The organism is uncultured Pseudoteredinibacter sp. (assembly GCF_947502065.1).
Classification (GTDB): Bacteria; Pseudomonadota; Gammaproteobacteria; order Pseudomonadales; family Cellvibrionaceae; genus Pseudoteredinibacter.
Window position 1 is genome coordinate 1 of sequence record NZ_CANMYE010000018.1, and the last position, 18,438, is coordinate 18,438.

14 protein-coding genes, 1 tRNA gene and 1 pseudogene are annotated in these 18,438 nt (G+C 47.5%); 1 reads left to right on the forward strand and 15 read right to left on the reverse strand.

Going from position 1 to position 18,438, the window contains the following annotated elements:
* From Q1A41_RS20030 to rpsL, 4 genes are all read right to left on the reverse strand, one after another.
* Positions 1-131, reverse strand: a 131-nt coding sequence (locus Q1A41_RS20030; RefSeq protein WP_299982923.1) for a GTP-binding protein, incomplete at its 3' end; no start/stop codon positions are given.
* A gap of 185 nt (positions 132-316) precedes the next feature.
* Positions 317-2,431: an elongation factor G gene (gene fusA, locus Q1A41_RS20035; protein WP_299982894.1), complete on the reverse strand. Its 2,115-nt coding sequence runs from the start codon at positions 2,429-2,431 to the stop codon at positions 317-319.
* 195 nt (positions 2,432-2,626) lie between these two features.
* Positions 2,627-3,097, reverse strand: a complete 471-nt coding sequence (gene rpsG / locus Q1A41_RS20040; RefSeq protein ID WP_299982897.1) for a 30S ribosomal protein S7 — start codon at positions 3,095-3,097, stop codon at positions 2,627-2,629.
* Positions 3,098-3,251: 154 nt separating this feature from the next.
* On the reverse strand, positions 3,252-3,623 hold the full coding sequence (rpsL, locus tag Q1A41_RS20045) for a 30S ribosomal protein S12 (RefSeq protein ID WP_020211072.1): 372 nt from the start codon (positions 3,621-3,623) through the stop codon (positions 3,252-3,254).
* 229 nt (positions 3,624-3,852) lie between these two features.
* Between rpsL and Q1A41_RS20050 the strand changes: the two genes are divergently transcribed.
* The gene (locus tag Q1A41_RS20050) at positions 3,853-4,788 is read left to right on the forward strand and encodes a M14 family murein peptide amidase A (RefSeq protein WP_299982900.1); all 936 of its coding nucleotides are present in this window, start codon (positions 3,853-3,855) and stop codon (positions 4,786-4,788) included.
* A 75-nt stretch (positions 4,789-4,863) separates the two neighbouring features.
* Here the strand turns inward: Q1A41_RS20050 and Q1A41_RS20055 are convergent, their stop codons facing one another.
* The 11 genes and pseudogenes from Q1A41_RS20055 to tuf form a co-directional block, all read right to left on the reverse strand.
* Positions 4,864-5,778, reverse strand: coding sequence for a L,D-transpeptidase family protein (locus Q1A41_RS20055; RefSeq protein WP_299982903.1), 915 nt, complete (start codon positions 5,776-5,778; stop codon positions 4,864-4,866).
* A gap of 83 nt (positions 5,779-5,861) precedes the next feature.
* The gene (gene rpoC, locus Q1A41_RS20060; RefSeq protein ID WP_299982905.1) at positions 5,862-10,088 is read right to left on the reverse strand and encodes a DNA-directed RNA polymerase subunit beta'; all 4,227 of its coding nucleotides are present in this window, start codon (positions 10,086-10,088) and stop codon (positions 5,862-5,864) included.
* Positions 10,089-10,189: 101 nt separating this feature from the next.
* The gene (gene rpoB, locus Q1A41_RS20065; protein WP_299982908.1) at positions 10,190-14,275 is read right to left on the reverse strand and encodes a DNA-directed RNA polymerase subunit beta; all 4,086 of its coding nucleotides are present in this window, start codon (positions 14,273-14,275) and stop codon (positions 10,190-10,192) included.
* Between the two features lie 441 nt (positions 14,276-14,716).
* The gene (gene rplL / locus Q1A41_RS20070; protein ID WP_299982911.1) at positions 14,717-15,088 is read right to left on the reverse strand and encodes a 50S ribosomal protein L7/L12; all 372 of its coding nucleotides are present in this window, start codon (positions 15,086-15,088) and stop codon (positions 14,717-14,719) included.
* Positions 15,089-15,154: 66 nt separating this feature from the next.
* Positions 15,155-15,652 (reverse strand): 50S ribosomal protein L10, encoded by a 498-nt coding sequence (gene rplJ / locus Q1A41_RS20075; RefSeq protein WP_299982914.1) that lies wholly within the window; start codon positions 15,650-15,652, stop codon positions 15,155-15,157.
* 270 nt (positions 15,653-15,922) lie between these two features.
* On the reverse strand, positions 15,923-16,618 hold the full coding sequence (rplA, locus tag Q1A41_RS20080) for a 50S ribosomal protein L1 (protein WP_299982917.1): 696 nt from the start codon (positions 16,616-16,618) through the stop codon (positions 15,923-15,925).
* The gene (gene rplK / locus Q1A41_RS20085) at positions 16,618-17,052 is read right to left on the reverse strand and encodes a 50S ribosomal protein L11 (RefSeq protein WP_299776387.1); all 435 of its coding nucleotides are present in this window, start codon (positions 17,050-17,052) and stop codon (positions 16,618-16,620) included. Before rplK ends, rplA begins: the two co-directional genes overlap by 1 nt.
* A 185-nt stretch (positions 17,053-17,237) precedes the next feature.
* Entirely contained in the window at positions 17,238-17,771 is a 534-nt protein-coding gene (nusG, locus tag Q1A41_RS20090) for a transcription termination/antitermination protein NusG (RefSeq protein WP_299776386.1), read from the reverse strand.
* 9 nt (positions 17,772-17,780) lie between these two features.
* Positions 17,781-18,155, reverse strand: a complete 375-nt coding sequence (gene secE, locus Q1A41_RS20095) for a preprotein translocase subunit SecE (RefSeq protein WP_299982920.1) — start codon at positions 18,153-18,155, stop codon at positions 17,781-17,783.
* A 42-nt stretch (positions 18,156-18,197) separates the two neighbouring features.
* Positions 18,198-18,273, reverse strand: a tRNA-Trp gene (locus tag Q1A41_RS20100).
* 42 nt (positions 18,274-18,315) lie between these two features.
* Positions 18,316-18,438: pseudogene (gene tuf, locus Q1A41_RS20105) on the reverse strand (elongation factor Tu); the annotation flags it as partial.

The window sequence follows — 18,438 nt, forward strand, 5'->3', positions numbered from 1 at the left end:
GCGTCGCCGCCCCATACTTCCGCACAAACGCGAGTTAGAGCCGCAGTTAGAGTTGTTTTACCGTGGTCAACGTGACCGATAGTACCTACGTTCACATGGGGTTTCGAACGCTCAAAAGTTTCTTTTGCCACTTTACGTGTCCTCTCAAAAATACGCTGTTACCAGCACAGATTAACTTCAATTTTTAACAAAAATATTAAAGGCGGCATTTTACCCTCAAGCGAAGATAAAAAGCAGCCCCCTAGCCCCTAAAACCCTAGCGATCAGAGCCTTATAGAGCAAAAGCACAGCTACAAGCCTACGGCAACAGGAAAAATTAAGATCCAGCCACCATTTTAGCAATAATTTCATCAGCTACATTCGATGGCGCTTCAGAGTACTTAGCAAATTCCATGGTAAAAGTTGCACGCCCCTGAGTCGCTGAACGCAAATCAGTGGCATAACCGAACATCTCTGCCAGCGGCACTTCAGCATTAACCACCTTACCGCTTGGATTTTCATCCATACCCAAAATCAGGCCACGACGTCGGTTCAGATCACCAACTACATCACCCATATTCTCTTCAGGGGTTACCACCTCAACTTTCATCATTGGCTCAAGCAATGCCGCACCGCCTTCTTGGGCAAGCTTCTTGGTCGCCATAGAGCCAGCAATCTTAAAGGCCATTTCATTCGAATCAACATCGTGGAATGAGCCATCATACAGAGTCGCTTTCAGGCCCAATAATGGGTAGCCTGCAAGTACACCGTTTTGCATCTGCTCTTCAATGCCCTTACTGACTGCTGGGATGTATTCCTTAGGAACCGTACCACCAACAATTTCGTTAACAAATTCTAGACCTTCAGCCGATTCATCTTCAGCAGGTTCAAACTTAACCCACACATGACCATACTGTCCGCGACCACCTGACTGACGAACAAACTTACCTTCGATCTCACAAATGTTCTTGATGCGCTCGCGGTAGGCCACCTGAGGCTTACCAATATTTGCCTCTACACTGAACTCACGGCGCATACGGTCGACTAAGATGTCTAGGTGCAGCTCACCCATACCTGAAATAATGGTCTGACCTGTCTCCTCATCAGTGCGCACACGGAAAGATGGATCTTCCTGGGCCAACTTACCCAGCGCAACACCCATCTTTTCTTGGTCAGCCTTGGTACGCGGCTCTACGGCAACCGAAATAACTGGCTCTGGGAACTCCATGCGCTCCAGAACAATTTTGCTCTGCTCAGAACACAAGGTATCACCTGTGGTTACATCTTTAAGGCCAATCGCCGCGGCAATATCGCCCGCCAATACTTCTTTGATTTCCTGTCGATCATTTGAGTGCATCTGCACCATACGACCAACGCGCTCGCGCTTTTCTTTTACTGAGTTGTAGACTGCAGTGCCACTTTCAAGCTTACCGGAATAAACACGAAAGAAAGTCAAAGTACCCACGAATGGGTCGGTGGCAATCTTAAAAGCCAAAGCAGCAAATGGAGCATCGTCATCAGCTTCGCGAGTTTCGACCGCTTCAGGGTCGTGCAGCAAGGTACCTTCAATAGCCTTAACTTCTTCCGGGGAAGGAAGATACTCGATCACCGCATCCAGCATTGCCTGAACACCCTTGTTCTTAAAGGCTGAACCACCCAATACCGGTACAATTTCATTAGCCAAAGTGCGTTGACGGATAGCCGACTTAATTTCTTCTTCGCTCAACTCACCATCTTCGAGGTATTTTTCCATCAGCTCTTCATTGGCTTCAGCGGCAGACTCCACCAGGTACTCGCGCATTTCTTCGCAGCTATCCTGCAAATCTGCTGGAATATCGCCATATTCGAACGTCATTCCTTGATCAGCTTCATTCCACAAAATGGCTTTCATCTTTACAAGGTCGACAACGCCCTTAAATTCATCCTCTGCACCAATCGTCATCTGCAAAGGAACAGGGTTAGCACCTAGGCGTTCTTTTAGCTGGTCGACAACCATTTGGAAATCGGCACCAGCACGGTCCATTTTATTAACGAACACCATGCGAGGCACTTCGTATTTGTTAGCCTGGCGCCACACAGTCTCTGTCTGCGGTTGAACACCGGAAGAACCACACAGCACAACTACCGCACCATCAAGAACACGTAAAGAGCGCTCCACTTCAATAGTGAAATCCACGTGCCCTGGAGTATCAATAATGTTGACGCGATGCTGGTCAAACTGCTGCTGCATACCCGCCCAGAAGCAGGTCGTAGCCGCTGAGGTAATGGTAATACCGCGCTCTTGCTCTTGCTCCATCCAATCCATGGTCGCCGCACCATCGTGCACCTCACCAATTTTATGGGATAAGCCGGTATAGAACAGCACACGTTCGGTAGTGGTTGTCTTACCCGCATCTACATGGGCACAGATACCAATATTGCGATAGCGTGAAATAGGTGTTTTACGCGCCACAGCGAGTTCCTCAAGTTGGTAAAATACATAACATTTAACGACAGGCGTTAAAGGTAAAACATCAAAAGTAACAGTGGCCGCAGCCTACCCTTACCTCTCAGGTTTTACATCTACAGGCTATCTGGGGATTGCCTAAAGCATGAAAGGCAGCCATAGGGCTGCCTTTCAACACTGCAATAGAACAAATATGCCCTATTAGAAGCGGTAGTGAGAGAACGCCTTGTTGGCTTCCGCCATACGGTGAACATCTTCGCGCTTCTTAACTGCAGCACCCTTGCCTTGGGAAGCATCAATCAGCTCACCAGCCAAGCGCTGTGGCATAGATTTCTCGCCGCGACCGCGGGAGTACTCTACCAACCAACGCATAGCCAGCGCCTGACGACGGGCAGGGCGTACTTCTACAGGCACCTGGTAAGTAGCACCACCAACACGGCGAGACTTAACTTCCACTAAAGGTGCAATGTTTTCTAAAGCTTCGTCAAAAACCTCTAATGGATCTTTGTTTAGCTTTTCTTGAACAGAGTCTAGAGCACCATATACGATGCGCTCAGCGACAGACTTCTTACCGCTGATCATGACCATGTTCATGAACTTCGCTAGGGTGACGTTGCCGAACTTAGGATCGGGCAGCACTTCACGCTTAGCGACAACTCTTCTTCTTGGCATTTTAAATCGCCTCTATCTTCAGGGTTTCTAAGACAACACTCTCATTACTCTTGATTGGCCAGCGTTTCCACTGCAATCGCCTCTCCTGAATGTGCTTAGCCTTACTCGGTTCACTTATTAGCAAGCCGAAAACGAGGGTACAGAGTACGGCCTATTACTTAGGACGCTTAGTACCGTACTTAGAGCGACCTTGCTTACGATCGTTAACACCTGAGGTGTCCAACGAACCGCGAACAGTGTGGTAACGTACACCAGGCAAGTCTTTAACTCGACCGCCACGGATCAGTACAACACTGTGCTCTTGCAAGTTGTGACCTTCACCACCGATGTAAGAAGTAACCTCAAAACCATTGGTTAGGCGCACACGGCAAACCTTACGCAATGCTGAGTTTGGCTTCTTAGGTGTAGTAGTGTAGACACGAGTACAAACACCACGTTTCTGTGGGTTTGCCTGCAAGGCAGGTACGTCGCTCTTTTGCACTTTACGTTTTCTAGGCTTACGAACCAATTGGTTGATCGTTGCCATGAAAAAATGACTCCAGTTAATCACCTTCATATGAAGGTTTTGTGAATAAAAAATACTCCCCCTTTTTAGGGGGATGCGAATTGTACGGAGCAATTGATCAAAGGTCAACCTCCTAATGTTAATAATAGATTGCCCCACTAAAGGCAGCATTATTAGGAGGCTTTTGCTATCATTTCTAACTAAAGAGCCATAGATGGCCATTTAAAGGAAAATAAGAGCTAGACCTTATATGTACCAACCCTTAAAACCATGGATTTCCAAACTTTGTGTATTAAGCCTGAGTCTCGCGGCCAGTCATAGCACACTCAGCCAAGACCAAGACACTCAAACAGCCCCAAAGCCCCAGCTTAGCGTTGAAAAGCTATGCCAAGATATTGGCAATAAGCTCGGCAGTGTTAGCATCAAAGAGTGTGACCAGCAAAAGCTAGTTGCATCAGGCTATCACAGCAGTAAAGGCTACCCGCTCTCTGTGCGCCACTATGGCCCCAAGCCTAACCGCACACCTAAGGGCCGTATTATCCTTATGGGAGGCATTCACGGCGACGAATACGCTTCTGTATCAGTCTTATTTAAGTGGATGAATAAGCTGAACCAGCACCACTCGGGCCTATTTGACTGGAAGGTCATCCCCCTAGCTAACCCAGACGGCCTGCTACGCCGAAAATCGCAGCGGCAAAACGACAATGGTGTAGACCTGAACCGTAACTTTCCGACCCCTGACTGGGCCGAGAAAGCGATGGACTACTGGGAAAACCGCACCTTCAAAAATAAACGCCGCTATCCGGGCCCATATGCGTCCAGCGAAACAGAGACAAAATGGCTGCTAGAGCTAATAGAAGAGTTTCAACCGGACGCCATTATCTCGGTTCACGCTCCCCACAAGCTGATCGATTTTGATGGACCACAAAAGCCACCGCAAAAACTTGGCAAGCTGCAACTGCACCGACTGGGGACCTACCCAGGAAGCCTAGGCAACTATGGCGGTTCGGTGCTTGATGTCCCCATCCTTACAGTAGAGTTGCCATTCGCCGGCATCATGCCCAGCCAAGGTGAAATCAGCACCATGTGGACCGATTTAGTGCGCTGGCTGGTACGAGAAGTCCCAAAACAAAAGAAACGTCGCATAGCGAAAGCTGAAAGCGAAGAGCAAAGCAGCGGCGAATAGAACGATTGGCCTTAGCCACTCAATAAAAAAGCGGGCAATGCCCGCTTTTTTATTGAGTGCGTTTTCTTACTGGAATTAGCCGCCTTTTTCGAAAACTATTTTCCACTCACCGTTTTCTTTTTTCCATAGCTGGCGTTTCCAGCCTTTAGAACGATAGTTACTCGAACGGTAATCCTGATAAAACTCAGCCATAACTAAATTATCTTGCCCTGGGTAAGCATACAAACCTAGATCCGAAAGCTTCACCTTAATAAACCGTTTGGAGCCGTTAACTCTTTTTTTATAGCTGTCCCATTGAGAGTAGTTTTTCTCGCTATCGCTAAACTCTTTTGAGTAGTTACTAAGATAACGCCGATGACTTTTCGACATCCAATCTTTGCGCCAGCCATCAATTGCTTGAGTTATTTCTGCGCGACTTTGTGCTATGTCTTCGCTGTTTTTCCATTCAACTTTTGGCACTGATACAACTTTGGTGTAACCAACATCCAAATATTTTTGAACCTTAAAAATATCTTCATTGGACAACACGATACAGCCGTCGCTATCTCGCAAAGGCCTTGTCTTTTTATCGGTTGGCTCACCATGCAACCATATGCCTGACCCGGTATAGCCATTCAGACGATCCCAAGCATTTGGATAATTCAGCGGGAAAGCAGCTCTACCATAAAAATCATCCAGCTGAGCATCGGTTAAATGACTGGTTACACGATAAACCCCAATAGGAGTTTTAGCATCGCCCTCTATGCGCTTGTCATAGCCTTGTTTGCCAATACTGATTGGATACTCAGCCACCTTATTCAGTCGCATGCCGCTGCCTTTTTCAAAGGCATACAATCGCCCCGTCTCCATTTCAGCCACCAGCAAATATTTATCCTTCGCTGGCAAATCTAAAATGGAGGCAGGCTGAAGATTAGCCTTCACATGCCAAGAGAAGGAGGCTAGAAAAAAGCTCAGTGTCAGAGCAAAAGTTTTAGATACCACAAACTTCATTGTTATTTTTCACTATAGTTTGAACACAAAAAAGCCTCCATAACAGAGGCTTTTTCGCAGACTAATAAATCCGGGCGAAGTCTTTAGCTTGCGCTGGATTTAAGAGCTTCAGTCAACGCTGCTTCGACATCTTCAGCACTCACACTATCAACCGCGCTAGTTTCAGCTTGACGCTTACGCTGGCGATCCAAGTGGTAGGCTAAACCAGTACCGGCAGGAATCAAACGACCCACAACAACGTTTTCCTTCAAGCCGCGCAAATCATCACGCTTGCCGGTAACTGCCGCTTCGGTAAGAACGCGAGTAGTTTCCTGGAACGACGCCGCCGAAATGAAGGATTCGGTTGCCAAGGAAGCCTTGGTAATACCCAACAACAAACGCTCGAACTGTGCAGGCTGTTTGCCTTCAGCACGCAAACGCTCATTCTCTTCCAGCACACGGTTATATTCGGCTTGCTCACCCTTAACGAAAGTAGAGTCGCCCATCGAGGTAATTTCAACTTTACGCAACATCTGGCGAACAATCACCTCGATGTGCTTATCGTTAATTTTTACACCCTGTAGACGGTATACGTCCTGGATTTCGTTAGTAATGTAGTTGGCCAGTGCCTCAACACCCTGTAGACGTAGAATGTCATGGGGATTACTTGGGCCATCAGCTACAACTTCACCCTTAGTTACCTGCTCACCCTCAAACACGCCAAGCTGGCGATGCTTAGGAATCAAGGCCTCATAGTGAGTGCTGCCATCTGGCAAAGGCTGACCATCGTTAGGCGTAATTACCAAACGACGCTTACCTTTAGTTTCTTTACCGAAGGAAACCGTACCGGTAATTTCTGCCAAGATTGAAGGCTCTTTAGGCTTACGAGCTTCAAACAAATCGGCTACGCGAGGTAGACCACCGGTAATATCACGAGTCTTTGAACCTTCCTGAGGAATACGTGCAATAACATCACCGATACCGATGCTATCACCATTGTTCAAACTCAAGATCGCCTTAGCAGGTAGTGCATAGTGTGCTGGAACGTTGGTGCCAGCCAAGCACAACTCATTACCTTCTTCATCAACCAAGGTAATGGCAGGCTTAAGATCTTTACCCGCTGAAGGACGCTCAGCAGGATCCAAAATTTCAATCGAGGTCAAACCGGTTAGATCATCAGTTTGGCGACGTACGGATAGACCATCTTCAAAGCCGGAGAAAGATACTTTACCCGCTACTTCGGTTACGATTGGGTGCGTGTGCGGATCCCATTTAGCAACGATAGCGCCGCCATCTACTTCAGAACCGTCCTGTACGCTAATTACCGCACCGTAAGGAATCTTATAGCGCTCACGCTCACGACCAGATTCTTTTTCTGCAACAGCCAGCTCACCGGAACGAGATACTGCAACCAAGTTACCGTTTTCCTGAACAACAGTTTTAATGTTGTGCAGACGAACCAGACCTTCTTGCTTAACTTGTACGCTATCAACCGCAGACGCTCGCGATGCCGCACCACCAATGTGGAAGGTACGCATGGTTAGCTGGGTACCCGGCTCACCAATCGACTGCGCAGCGATAACACCGATGGACTCACCCTGGTTGGCGCGATGGCCACGAGCCAAGTCACGACCGTAACACTGGGAACAAATACCATAGCGAGTTTCACAAGTAATTGCAGAGCGAACGATTACTTCATCGATACCCATTTCTTCAATGCGCTCGATCCAGCTCTCGTCGATCATGGTGCCAGCAGGAACCAAAATCTCGTCGCTTTCAGGGCGCACAACATCCTGGGCTACAACACGACCAAGAATACGATCACCCAATGATTCGATGATGTCACCACCTTCAATAACTGGCGCCATGGTCAAACCGAAATCGGTACCACAATCTTGCTCAGTTACTACCAAATCTTGCGCAACGTCTACTAGACGACGAGTCAGGTAACCTGAGTTCGCGGTCTTCAATGCGGTATCGGCCAAACCTTTACGAGCACCGTGAGTAGAAATAAAGTACTGCAGTACGTTTAGACCTTCACGGAAGTTCGCCGTAATTGGAGTCTCAATAATCGAGCCATCCGGACGCGCCATCAGACCACGCATACCCGCCAACTGACGAATCTGCGCTGGGGAACCACGAGCACCAGAGTCAGCGTACATATAAACCGAGTTGAAAGAGTCTTGCTTCTCTTCCTCACCATCGCGGTTAATGACGGTTTCCTGAGAAATACCTTCCATCATCGATTTTGCTACTAGATCGTTTGCACGAGACCAAATATCGATAACTTTGTTGTATTTCTCACCCGCAGTCACCAAACCAGAGGCGTACTGGGTTTCAATTTCTTTTACTTCAGCTTCAGCGCGCTCAATCAACTCTGCTTTCTCATCAGGAATTGCAAAGTCGTTAACACCAATTGAAGAACCAGACTTGGTTGAGAAGTCATAACCCATATACATCAATTGGTCAGCAAAGATTACTGTCGGCTTCAAACCAACAATACGGTAGCTGTCATTGATGATACGAGAAATCGCTTTCTTAACCATTGGCTTGTTAACCATTTCAAATGGCAGGCCTACTGGTACGATTTCCCACAGCAGAACACGACCTACTGTGGTATCAATAATAGAAGTGCGCTCAGTGGTTTCACCGTCTTCGCCAATAATAGACTCGTTGATACGAACCTTGATACGAGACTGCAAATCTACTTGCTTGGCATAGTAAGCACGAGAAACTTCTTGTACATCCGCGAAAGCCATGCCTTCGCCTTTGCCATTTACACGCTCACGAGTCATCCAGTACAAGCCCAATACAACGTCCTGAGAAGGTACGATGATTGGCTCACCAGATGCTGGCGATAGAATGTTGTTGGTGGACATCATCAAAGCACGAGCTTCTAGCTGCGCTTCCAATGTTAGCGGTACGTGTACCGCCATCTGGTCACCATCGAAGTCAGCGTTATAGGCCGCACAAACAAGTGGGTGCAGCTGGATTGCCTTACCTTCAATCAACACCGGCTCAAAGGCCTGGATACCCAAACGGTGAAGAGTCGGAGCACGGTTTAGTAACACTGGGTGCTCGCGAATGACTTCGTCAAGAATATCCCATACTACAGGCTCTTCGCGCTCTACCATTTTCTTAGCGGCTTTAATTGTTGTCGCAAGACCGCGCAACTCAAGCTTAGAGAAAATGAAAGGCTTAAACAGCTCAAGTGCCATTTTCTTAGGCAGACCACACTGATGCAAACGCAACTGAGGACCTACGGTAATTACCGAACGGCCTGAGTAGTCAACACGCTTACCCAACAAGTTCTGACGGAAACGACCCTGCTTACCTTTGATCATGTCGGCCAAAGATTTTAGTGGGCGCTTATTAGAACCGGTAATCGCACGGCCGCGACGACCGTTATCCAACAATGCATCAACAGACTCTTGCAACATACGCTTTTCGTTACGCACGATGATGTCTGGAGCATTAAGGTCTAGAAGACGCTTCAAACGGTTGTTACGGTTAATCACACGGCGATATAGATCATTCAGATCTGAAGTCGCAAAACGACCACCGTCTAGAGGAACCAATGGACGTAGATCTGGCGGCAGAACCGGCAGAGCTTCCATTACCATCCACTCTGGCTTGTTGCCAGAATTGTAGAAGGCTTCTAATAGCTTCAAACGCTTAGAAAGCTTCTTGATCTTAGTTTCAGAATTGGTCGCTGGAATCTCTTCACGCAAGTGCTGTACTTCAGCTTCTAGGTCGATGTCTTTCATCAACTCTTGAATAGCTTCTGCACCCATCTTGGCTTCGAATTCGTCACCAAATTCTTCCATCGATTCAAAGTACTGTTCATCTGTCAACAAGGCACCTTTTTCCAAGGTGGTCATGCCAGGATCAGTTACCACGTAAGATTCGAAATACAACACGCGCTCAATGTTACGCAGCGTCATATCCAACAACAAACCAATACGACTAGGTAGTGATTTCAAGAACCAAATATGAGCAACCGGGCTCGCTAGCTCGATGTGCCCCATACGCTCACGACGAACCTTTGCCAAGGTTACTTCAACACCACACTTCTCACAGATAATACCGCGGTGCTTCATGCGCTTGTATTTACCACACAAGCACTCATAGTCTTTTACTGGGCCAAAAATCTTGGCACAGAACAAACCTTCGCGCTCAGGCTTAAAGGTTCGGTAGTTAATTGTCTCTGGCTTTTTTACTTCACCAAACGACCAAGAGCGAATCATCTCAGGCGAGGCCAGACCAATACGGACGGCGTCAAACTCTTCGCTCTGTCCTTGGGACTTCAGTAAGTTAAGTAAGTCTTTCAAGGCGCTATCTCCAGTTAGTTGGTTTGCCCTTAGCGAGGACAAACCCTGTTGCAGCAAATTTTTAACTTAGGTGCCGGGCGGAGCCCGGCGAGCTGGGACAATTACTTGTCTTCTTCCAGCTCCATGTTGATACCCAAGGAACGGATTTCTTTAACCAGTACGTTAAACGACTCTGGCATACCTGGCTCCATACGATGGTCGCCATCAACGATGTTCTTATACATCTTAGTACGGCCAGCCACGTCATCGGACTTAACGGTTAGCATTTCCTGTAGGGTGTAAGCAGCACCATATGCTTCTAGTGCCCATACCTCCATCTCACCGAAACGCTGACCGCCGAACTGAGCTTTACCACCCAGCGGCTGCTGAGTAACCAAGCTGTAAGAACCGGTCGAACGGGCGTGCATCTTATCGTCTACCAAGTGGTTCAACTTCAGCATGTACATGTAACCAACAGTGGTGTGACGCTGGAAGGCATCACCTGTACGGCCATCGTACAACTGAGTCTGACCGGTGTCGGACAGATCAGCCAAGGTCAACAAGGACTTAATTTCAGATTCTTTAGCACCATCAAAAGCTGGGGTAGCCATTGGTACACCTTCACGCAGATTCTGCGCCAGCTCGATAACCTGTTGGTCATCGAAGGAATCCAAATCTTCCTTACCTTTGATATCGCCAGTCTTGTTGTACACATCTTCTAAGAAGCTGCGTACTTCAGCGACTTTACGCTGCTCTTCAAGCATCACGTTAATCTTGTCACCAAGACCGCGAGCCGCCATACCCAAGTGCATTTCTAGCACCTGACCAACGTTCATTCGAGAAGGAACACCCAGCGGGTTCAATACGATATCAACTGGCTGACCATGCTCATCGTAAGGCATATCTTCAACTGGCATGATCACAGAGATCACACCCTTGTTACCGTGACGACCAGCCATCTTGTCACCAGGCTGGATGCGACGCTTAATCGCTAGGTAAACCTTAACAATCTTCAACACGCCAGGCGCTAGGTCATCGCCAGTTTCTAGCTTGCGCTTCTTATCTTCGAAACGCTCATCTAGATAAGCACGACGCTCTTTCAATTGCTCTTCAGCGCGATCTAACTGCTCGTTAAGCGCATCGTCTGCCATGCGGATCTTGAACCACTGGCTAAGCTCTAATTCATCGAGCAGCTCGTCAGTAATTTCCTGGCCTTTCTTAACGCCTTTACCACCGGAAGCTTTTTGGCCCAACAATACAGCGCGCAAACGCTCCATAGTGGCTGCTTCAACGATGCGATACTCTTCGTTCAAGTCTTTACGGACGCCATCCAATTGAGACTTTTCGATCTCAAGTGAACGCTGATCTTTTTCTAGACCGTCGCGTGTAAATACCTGCACGTCGATTACGGTACCTTTAGTAGAGGTAGGCACACGTAGTGAAGTATCTTTAACATCAGAAGCTTTTTCACCGAAGATCGCACGCAATAGCTTTTCTTCTGGTGTTAGCTGGGTTTCACCTTTCGGAGTAACCTTACCCACCAAGATGTCACCAGGGCCAACCTCTGCACCGATGTAAACAATACCGGACTCATCCAACTTGCTTAGCGCACCTTCACCAACGTTTGGAATATCCGCAGTAATTTCTTCGCTGCCCAACTTGGTGTCACGAGCAATACAAGTTAGCTCTTGAATGTGGATGGTGGTGAAGCGGTCTTCTTTAACAACACGCTCACTTACAAGGATTGAATCCTCAAAGTTATAACCATTCCAAGGCATAAAAGCGATACGCATGTTCTGACCAAGCGCAAGCTCACCCAAATCAACCGATGGACCATCAGCCAATATATCGCCACGGACAATTGGATCACCAACGCTTACAATTGGGCGCTGGTTGATACAGGTGTTCTGGTTAGAGCGGGTGTATTTGGTGAGATTATAAATATCTACACCAGCATCGCCTGCTTCGGTTTCTTCGTTGTTAGCTTTAACAACAATACGAGCCGCATCAACACGCTCAATAACACCACCACGCTTGGCAACCACACATACACCAGAGTCGCGCGCTACCGTGCGCTCCATACCAGTACCAACGAGAGGCTTGTCAGCCTTCAAGGTTGGAACCGCCTGACGCTGCATGTTCGATCCCATCAATGCACGGTTTGCATCATCGTGCTCTAGGAATGGAATCAATGAGGCCGCCACAGATACTACCTGGCGTGGAGACACGTCCATGTAGTTAACATCTTCTGGGGCCTTTAAGGTAAATTCACCTTGGTGACGAACAGAAACCAGCTCTTCAGTAAGCTGACCCTTATCGTTCATCTCTGCAGAAACCTGGGCAATACATTGCTCAGCTTCGTTGATTGCAGATAGGTATTCAATCTCGTCAGTAACGGCGCCATCAACCACTTTACGATACGGGCTCTCTAAGAAACCGTAGCTGTTAGTGCGGGCATAAGTTGCCAAAGAGTTAATCAAACCAATGTTTGGACCTTCAGGTGTTTCAATCGGACATACACGACCATAGTGGGTCGGGTGTACATCTCGCACCTCAAAGCCAGCACGCTCACGGGTAAGACCACCAGGACCAAGAGCAGAAACACGACGCTTGTGAGTTACCTCAGATAGCGGGTTGTTCTGATCCATAAATTGAGACAGCTGAGAAGAGCCAAAGAACTCTTTAACAGCGGCTGCAACAGGCTTGGCGTTGATCAAATCCTGGGGCATTAGGCCTTCAGCTTCGGCCATGGATAAACGCTCTTTTACAGCACGTTCTACACGAACCAAACCTACACGGAATTGGTTTTCGGCCATTTCACCAACAGAACGAACACGACGGTTGCCCAAGTGATCGATATCATCGACTACGCCCTGACCGTTACGAATAGAAATCAGGGTCTTCAATACGTCTACGATATCTTCGTTAGACAGAGTACCCTCGCCGGTCTCTTCTTCACGCGACAGACGACGATTGAACTTCATGCGGCCAACCGCAGAAAGATCGTAACGCTCCTGGCTGAAGAACAGGTTCTGGAACAAGGCTTCGGCTGATTCTTTTGTCGGCGGCTCACCTGGGCGCATCATGCGGTAGATTTCTACTAGAGCTTCTAACTCAGTGCGAGTCGGATCTATGCGCATGGTGTCAGACATGAACGGACCGCAGTCCAGCTCATTGGTGTAGAGGGTCAATAGATCCTGAATACCAGCCTCTACCAACCCATCCAATACTTCTTCGGTAATTTCGGTGTTACATTCAAACAGTAACTCGCCGGTATTTGGATCAGCAATATCGCGCGCTAGTGCGCGACCCAACATATAAGAGCGCGGTACTTCTAGCTCAGTTACACCAGCCTTCTCCAGCTGGCGAATATGACGAGCCGTGATACGGCGCCCTTCTTCAACGACTAAATTGCCATCGTCATCTTTAATATCGAAAGTAGCCACATCACCACGCAAACGAGATGGCACCAATTCTAGGCGAGCACTTTCAGCTTCTAGGTGGCTAAAGCTACTAGTATCGAAGAACATTTCCAGCATCTGCTCAGTGGTGTAACCAAGAGCGCGCAATAGAATACTAGCTGGCAATTTACGACGACGATCGATACGTACGTAAACTAGATCTTTTGGATCAAATTCGAAGTCCAACCATGAACCACGGTAAGGAATAACTCGCGCGGAGTACAACAACTTACCAGAGCTATGAGTCTTACCTTTATCGTGATCGAAGAATACACCTGGAGAACGGTGCAGCTGAGATACGATCACTCGCTCGGTACCATTAATTACAAAAGTACCGTTATCAGTCATCAATGGGATTTCACCCATATAGACTTCTTGTTCTTTGATGTCCTTAATGGTCTTATTTGAAGACTCTTTATCATAAATAATTAGGCGAACTTTTACGCGCAAAGGCACAGCGTAAGTAACGCCACGAAGGACACACTCACCCACATCAAAGGCAGGCTTACCTAGTACGTAGCTAACATATTCCAGCGCAGCATTGCCGGAGTAGCTAACGATAGGAAATACGGACTTAAAGGCCGCATGCAAACCATAATCCAGGCGTGCTTCAGGAGAAACACCAGCCTGAGTGAACTTTCTATAGGAATCCAATTGGATCGCCAGGAGGAAAGGGACGTCCATGACGGGCGGCAACTTGCCGAAATCCTTACGGATACGTTTTTTCTCAGTATATGAGTAAGCCATCTATATTCCCCAGCTTGTAGTCGACTTTACAGTCTCAGGAGCATTCAGCTCCTTTTGTTTGCGTGGTTATTGCCCGCAGCTACTTAGAGCTGCTCGGTACTACATATTGCAAATATCATTTGCAATCTGGACTGCTGTTTGCACAATCAATTGCACAAGTTATTTGCACTTACTAACGCTTCATTCCTTTGCAAGCCATTTACGCATTCGTCGTAGAAAGCTTGTTCTGAAACTCAAATACAAATAATTTGTCCAACTGATGCCGCTTCCTCTGCGAACTGGCACACAGCCCATTTTTAATTTGCCGAACTTACCTTCAACTCAAGAAGAAAGTGACGACAAAAATTCCGCTTTTTGAAAACGGAAAAAGGCCGGCAAGTTAAATCACTCGCCAGCCTTAAGTTCTAATACGAAATTAGAACTTTTCCCATGGATGCTGAATTACTTAAGTTCAGCAGAAGCGCCAGCTTCTTCCAGGGCTTTAACAGCTTCTTCAGCGTCTTCTTTAGATACGCCTTCCTTGATAGGAGCAGGAGCACCTTCAACAAGAGCTTTAGCTTCTTTCAAGCCTAGACCAGTCAAGCCGCGAACAGCTTTAATGGCGTTAACTTTCTTGTCGCCAGCAGAAGTTAGAATTACGTCGAATTCAGTCTTCTCTTCAGCAGCGCCACCAGCGTCGCCACCAGCAACAGCAACAGCAGCAGCGGCAGCAGTTACGCCAAACTTTTCTTCCATTGCTTCGATCAGTTCAACAACGTCTTTTACAGACATCTCAGCAATGGCATTGATGATATCGTCTTTAGATAGAGACATTTTTCAATTCCTATATATTCAGTAGTGAGCAAGTGCTCAAAATAACGGTTTAAGCAACACAGCCAATTAAGCTGCTTCTTGCTCTTCTTTCTGGTCGCGAACGGCCGCAATAGTGCGAACCAATTTGCCAGCAGCTGCTTCTTTCATAACACTCATCAACTGAGAGATTGCCTCGTCGTAAGTTGGCAACTTAGCCAACAACGCGACGTCAGTAATCGCTCCTTCGAATGCCGCAGTTTTCAGCTCTAACTTATCATTGTCTTTTGCGAAATCACTAAGGATTCGCGCACCAGCACCTGGGTGCTCGTTAGAAAATGCAATAATACTAGGGCCTACAAAACTGTCGTTAAGACATTCGTAGTCAGTGCCTTCCAGAGCGCGCTTTGCTAGTGTGTTACGAACGACTTTTAACCAAACGCCGTTCTCACGTGCTAGCTTACGCAATGCAGTCATGTCGGTTACAGTTACGCCGCGTGAATCGGCGACGACTGCAGACTGAGCAGACTTAGCAGCTTCCTGGACTTCAGCGACAATCGCTTTTTTGTCTTCGAGTCCTAATGCCACAAGATTTCTCCTGGATTTGATTAAGCTCATCAAACCTTCACATTAACTGCTTAGGCTTTAACAACTTAATCGTTACTTCACCCTCACTTATGTGAGGAGTTTCCGGTGATCAAATCCAGCTTATACTGAATGGGTCACACCGTCTGCGCGGGGCGAATTTCTTCGATTAAGCCGAATTGCACTATGTACAATCAGGCCCCTGCGGTCTTTGACGGCCTGCTTTTATTAACAATAAAGAGCAGACCCCAAAGTTCTGTTTAGCTGCCTAAATTAAAGATCTAGGCTAGCTTGGTCGATGGTAATACCTGGGCCCATAGTGGTGCTCAGAGATACCTTCTTCAAATATACGCCTTTAGCAGAAGCTGGCTTAGCCTTCTTCAGGTCAGCCATAAGAGCTTCCAAGTTTTCCTTCAAAGCACCAACTTCGAAAGAAACTTTACCGATACCACCATGGATGATACCGCCCTTGTCAGCGCGATAACGCACCTGACCGGCTTTAGCATTTTTAACAGCAGTTGCTACATCTGGAGTTACAGTGCCAGTCTTAGGGTTAGGCATTAGACCACGAGGACCTAAGATCTGACCTAGCTGACCAACTACACGCATGGCGGCTGGATCGGCGATAACCACGTCGAAATCCATTTTGCCAGCTTTAACTTCAGCAGCCAGCTCATCCATACCAACGATGTCAGCACCTGCTTCTTTAGCAGCATCTGCATTTGCGCCTTGGGTAAATACAGCTACACGTACATCTTTACCAGTACCGTGTGGCAATGAAGTTGCGCCACGAACCGCCTGGTCAGATTTACGAGGATCGATACCCAAGTTGATGGCAGCATCTACAGTTTCAGAAAACTTAACGGTAGAAAGTTCTTTTAGCAGAGCTACAGCTTCATCGATGCTGTACTGCTTAACTGGATCAACTTTTTCTTTGATCAACTTTTGACGCTTAGATAACTTAGCCATTACACAACACCCTCAGTTTCAAGACCCATAGCGCGTGCAGAACCAGCGATGGTTCGTACAGCCGCGTCCATATCAGCAGCAGTCAAATCTGGCTCTTTAGCAGTAGCGATCTCTTCCAGCTGAGCGCGGGTAACTTTACCAACTTTCTCAGTGTTAGGACGGCCAGAACCACTCTTGATGCCAGCAGCTTTCTTAAGCAAGTAAGAAGCTGGTGGGGTTTTCATAGTGAAGGTAAAGCTGCGATCGTTATATACGCTGATCACAACAGGAACTGGTGCACCATTTTCCAAATTCTGAGTTTGTGCGTTAAACGCCTTACAGAATTCCATGATGTTCACACCGTGCTGACCCAAAGCTGGACCAACTGGTGGACTTGGGTTGGCGCCGCCTGCAGGCACCTGTAGCTTAATATAAGCTTCTACTTTCTTAGCCATAATAGACTCCTTTAAAGTGGGTTAAACGCCTCGACCATTACCAGATCGCAATCTCGATAATAGTGTCTCTGGCTCCCCGAAACCCTACGTTAGCTACGCTAAAACCGTAGAGACGCGAAAACCCCTTTCGTTTTTCAACGAAAGGGGCTCATTGCCTAGCCACGCTAGACTAAACTCAGTTTGGATTAGGTCTTTTCTACCTGGCCAAACTCTAGTTCTACCGGAGTAGAACGTCCGAAGATCAGTACCGCCACTTGCAGCCTGTTCTTCTCATAATTAACTTCTTCAACAACACCATTAAAGTCGTTGAACGGACCGTCAATAACTCGAACCATTTCACCTGGCTCAAAGACAGTCTTAGGCTTAGGCTTATCAACCGAGTCATCAACTCGCTGCAAAATAGCCTCAGCTTCTTTCTCTGTAATAGGCGCTGGACGGTCAGCTTTACCGCCAATAAAACCCATTACTCGAGGAGTATCTTTCACCAAATGCCATGAATCGTCAGACAACTCCATCTGAACCAATACATAACCCGGGAAAAATTTGCGCTCGGACTTACGCTTCTGCCCGCCGCGCATCTCTACAACTTCTTCTGTAGGGACCAGAATGTCGCCAAACTGATCTTGCATACCGTGAAGTTCTACGCGCTCTTTAAGCGCATTAGCTACTTTCTTTTCGTAGCCTGAATACGCGTGAACCACATACCAACGTTTTGCCATGGGTCACCTTTATCCTATGATCAGCGATGCCAACCAGCCCAAGAAAGTGTCTAGCAGCCAGAGCAATATGCCCATAATGATAACTACTGCCACCACAATTAACGTGGTCTGATTAGTTTCCTGTCGCGATGGCCAAACAACTTTACGAACTTCAACCAGCGACTCTTGCAACAAGGTGTAAAACGCGTTGCCCTTTGCCGTATTCACAGCAACAAACAGAGCAGCAGCCGCCAAGACCACAAGGCCCAAGACGCGATACAGCAAAGCTTGCTCTGCAAAATAAGAATTCCCCACTACACCAGCAGCAACTAAAGCTACAACGACTAGCCACTTCAGCGCGTCAAAACGAAACTCTACCGGTTCTGCTTTAGCATTAGCATTCATAACTTCGGGAAACCCTTCCAAGCTGACGATCAGCTTAAATAATGGCAGGCCACGAGGGACTCGAACCCCCAACTTTCGGTTTTGGAGACCGACGCTCTACCAATTGAACTAGTGGCCTAAAACTTTAACAGCGGGACCGAAGCCCCGCAAAGATCTTAGATTAGTCTAGGATCTTAGATACAACGCCAGCACCAACGGTACGGCCGCCTTCACGAATCGCGAAGCGTAGACCTTCGTCCATGGCGATTGGGCAGATCAAGGTAACAGACATCTGAATGTTGTC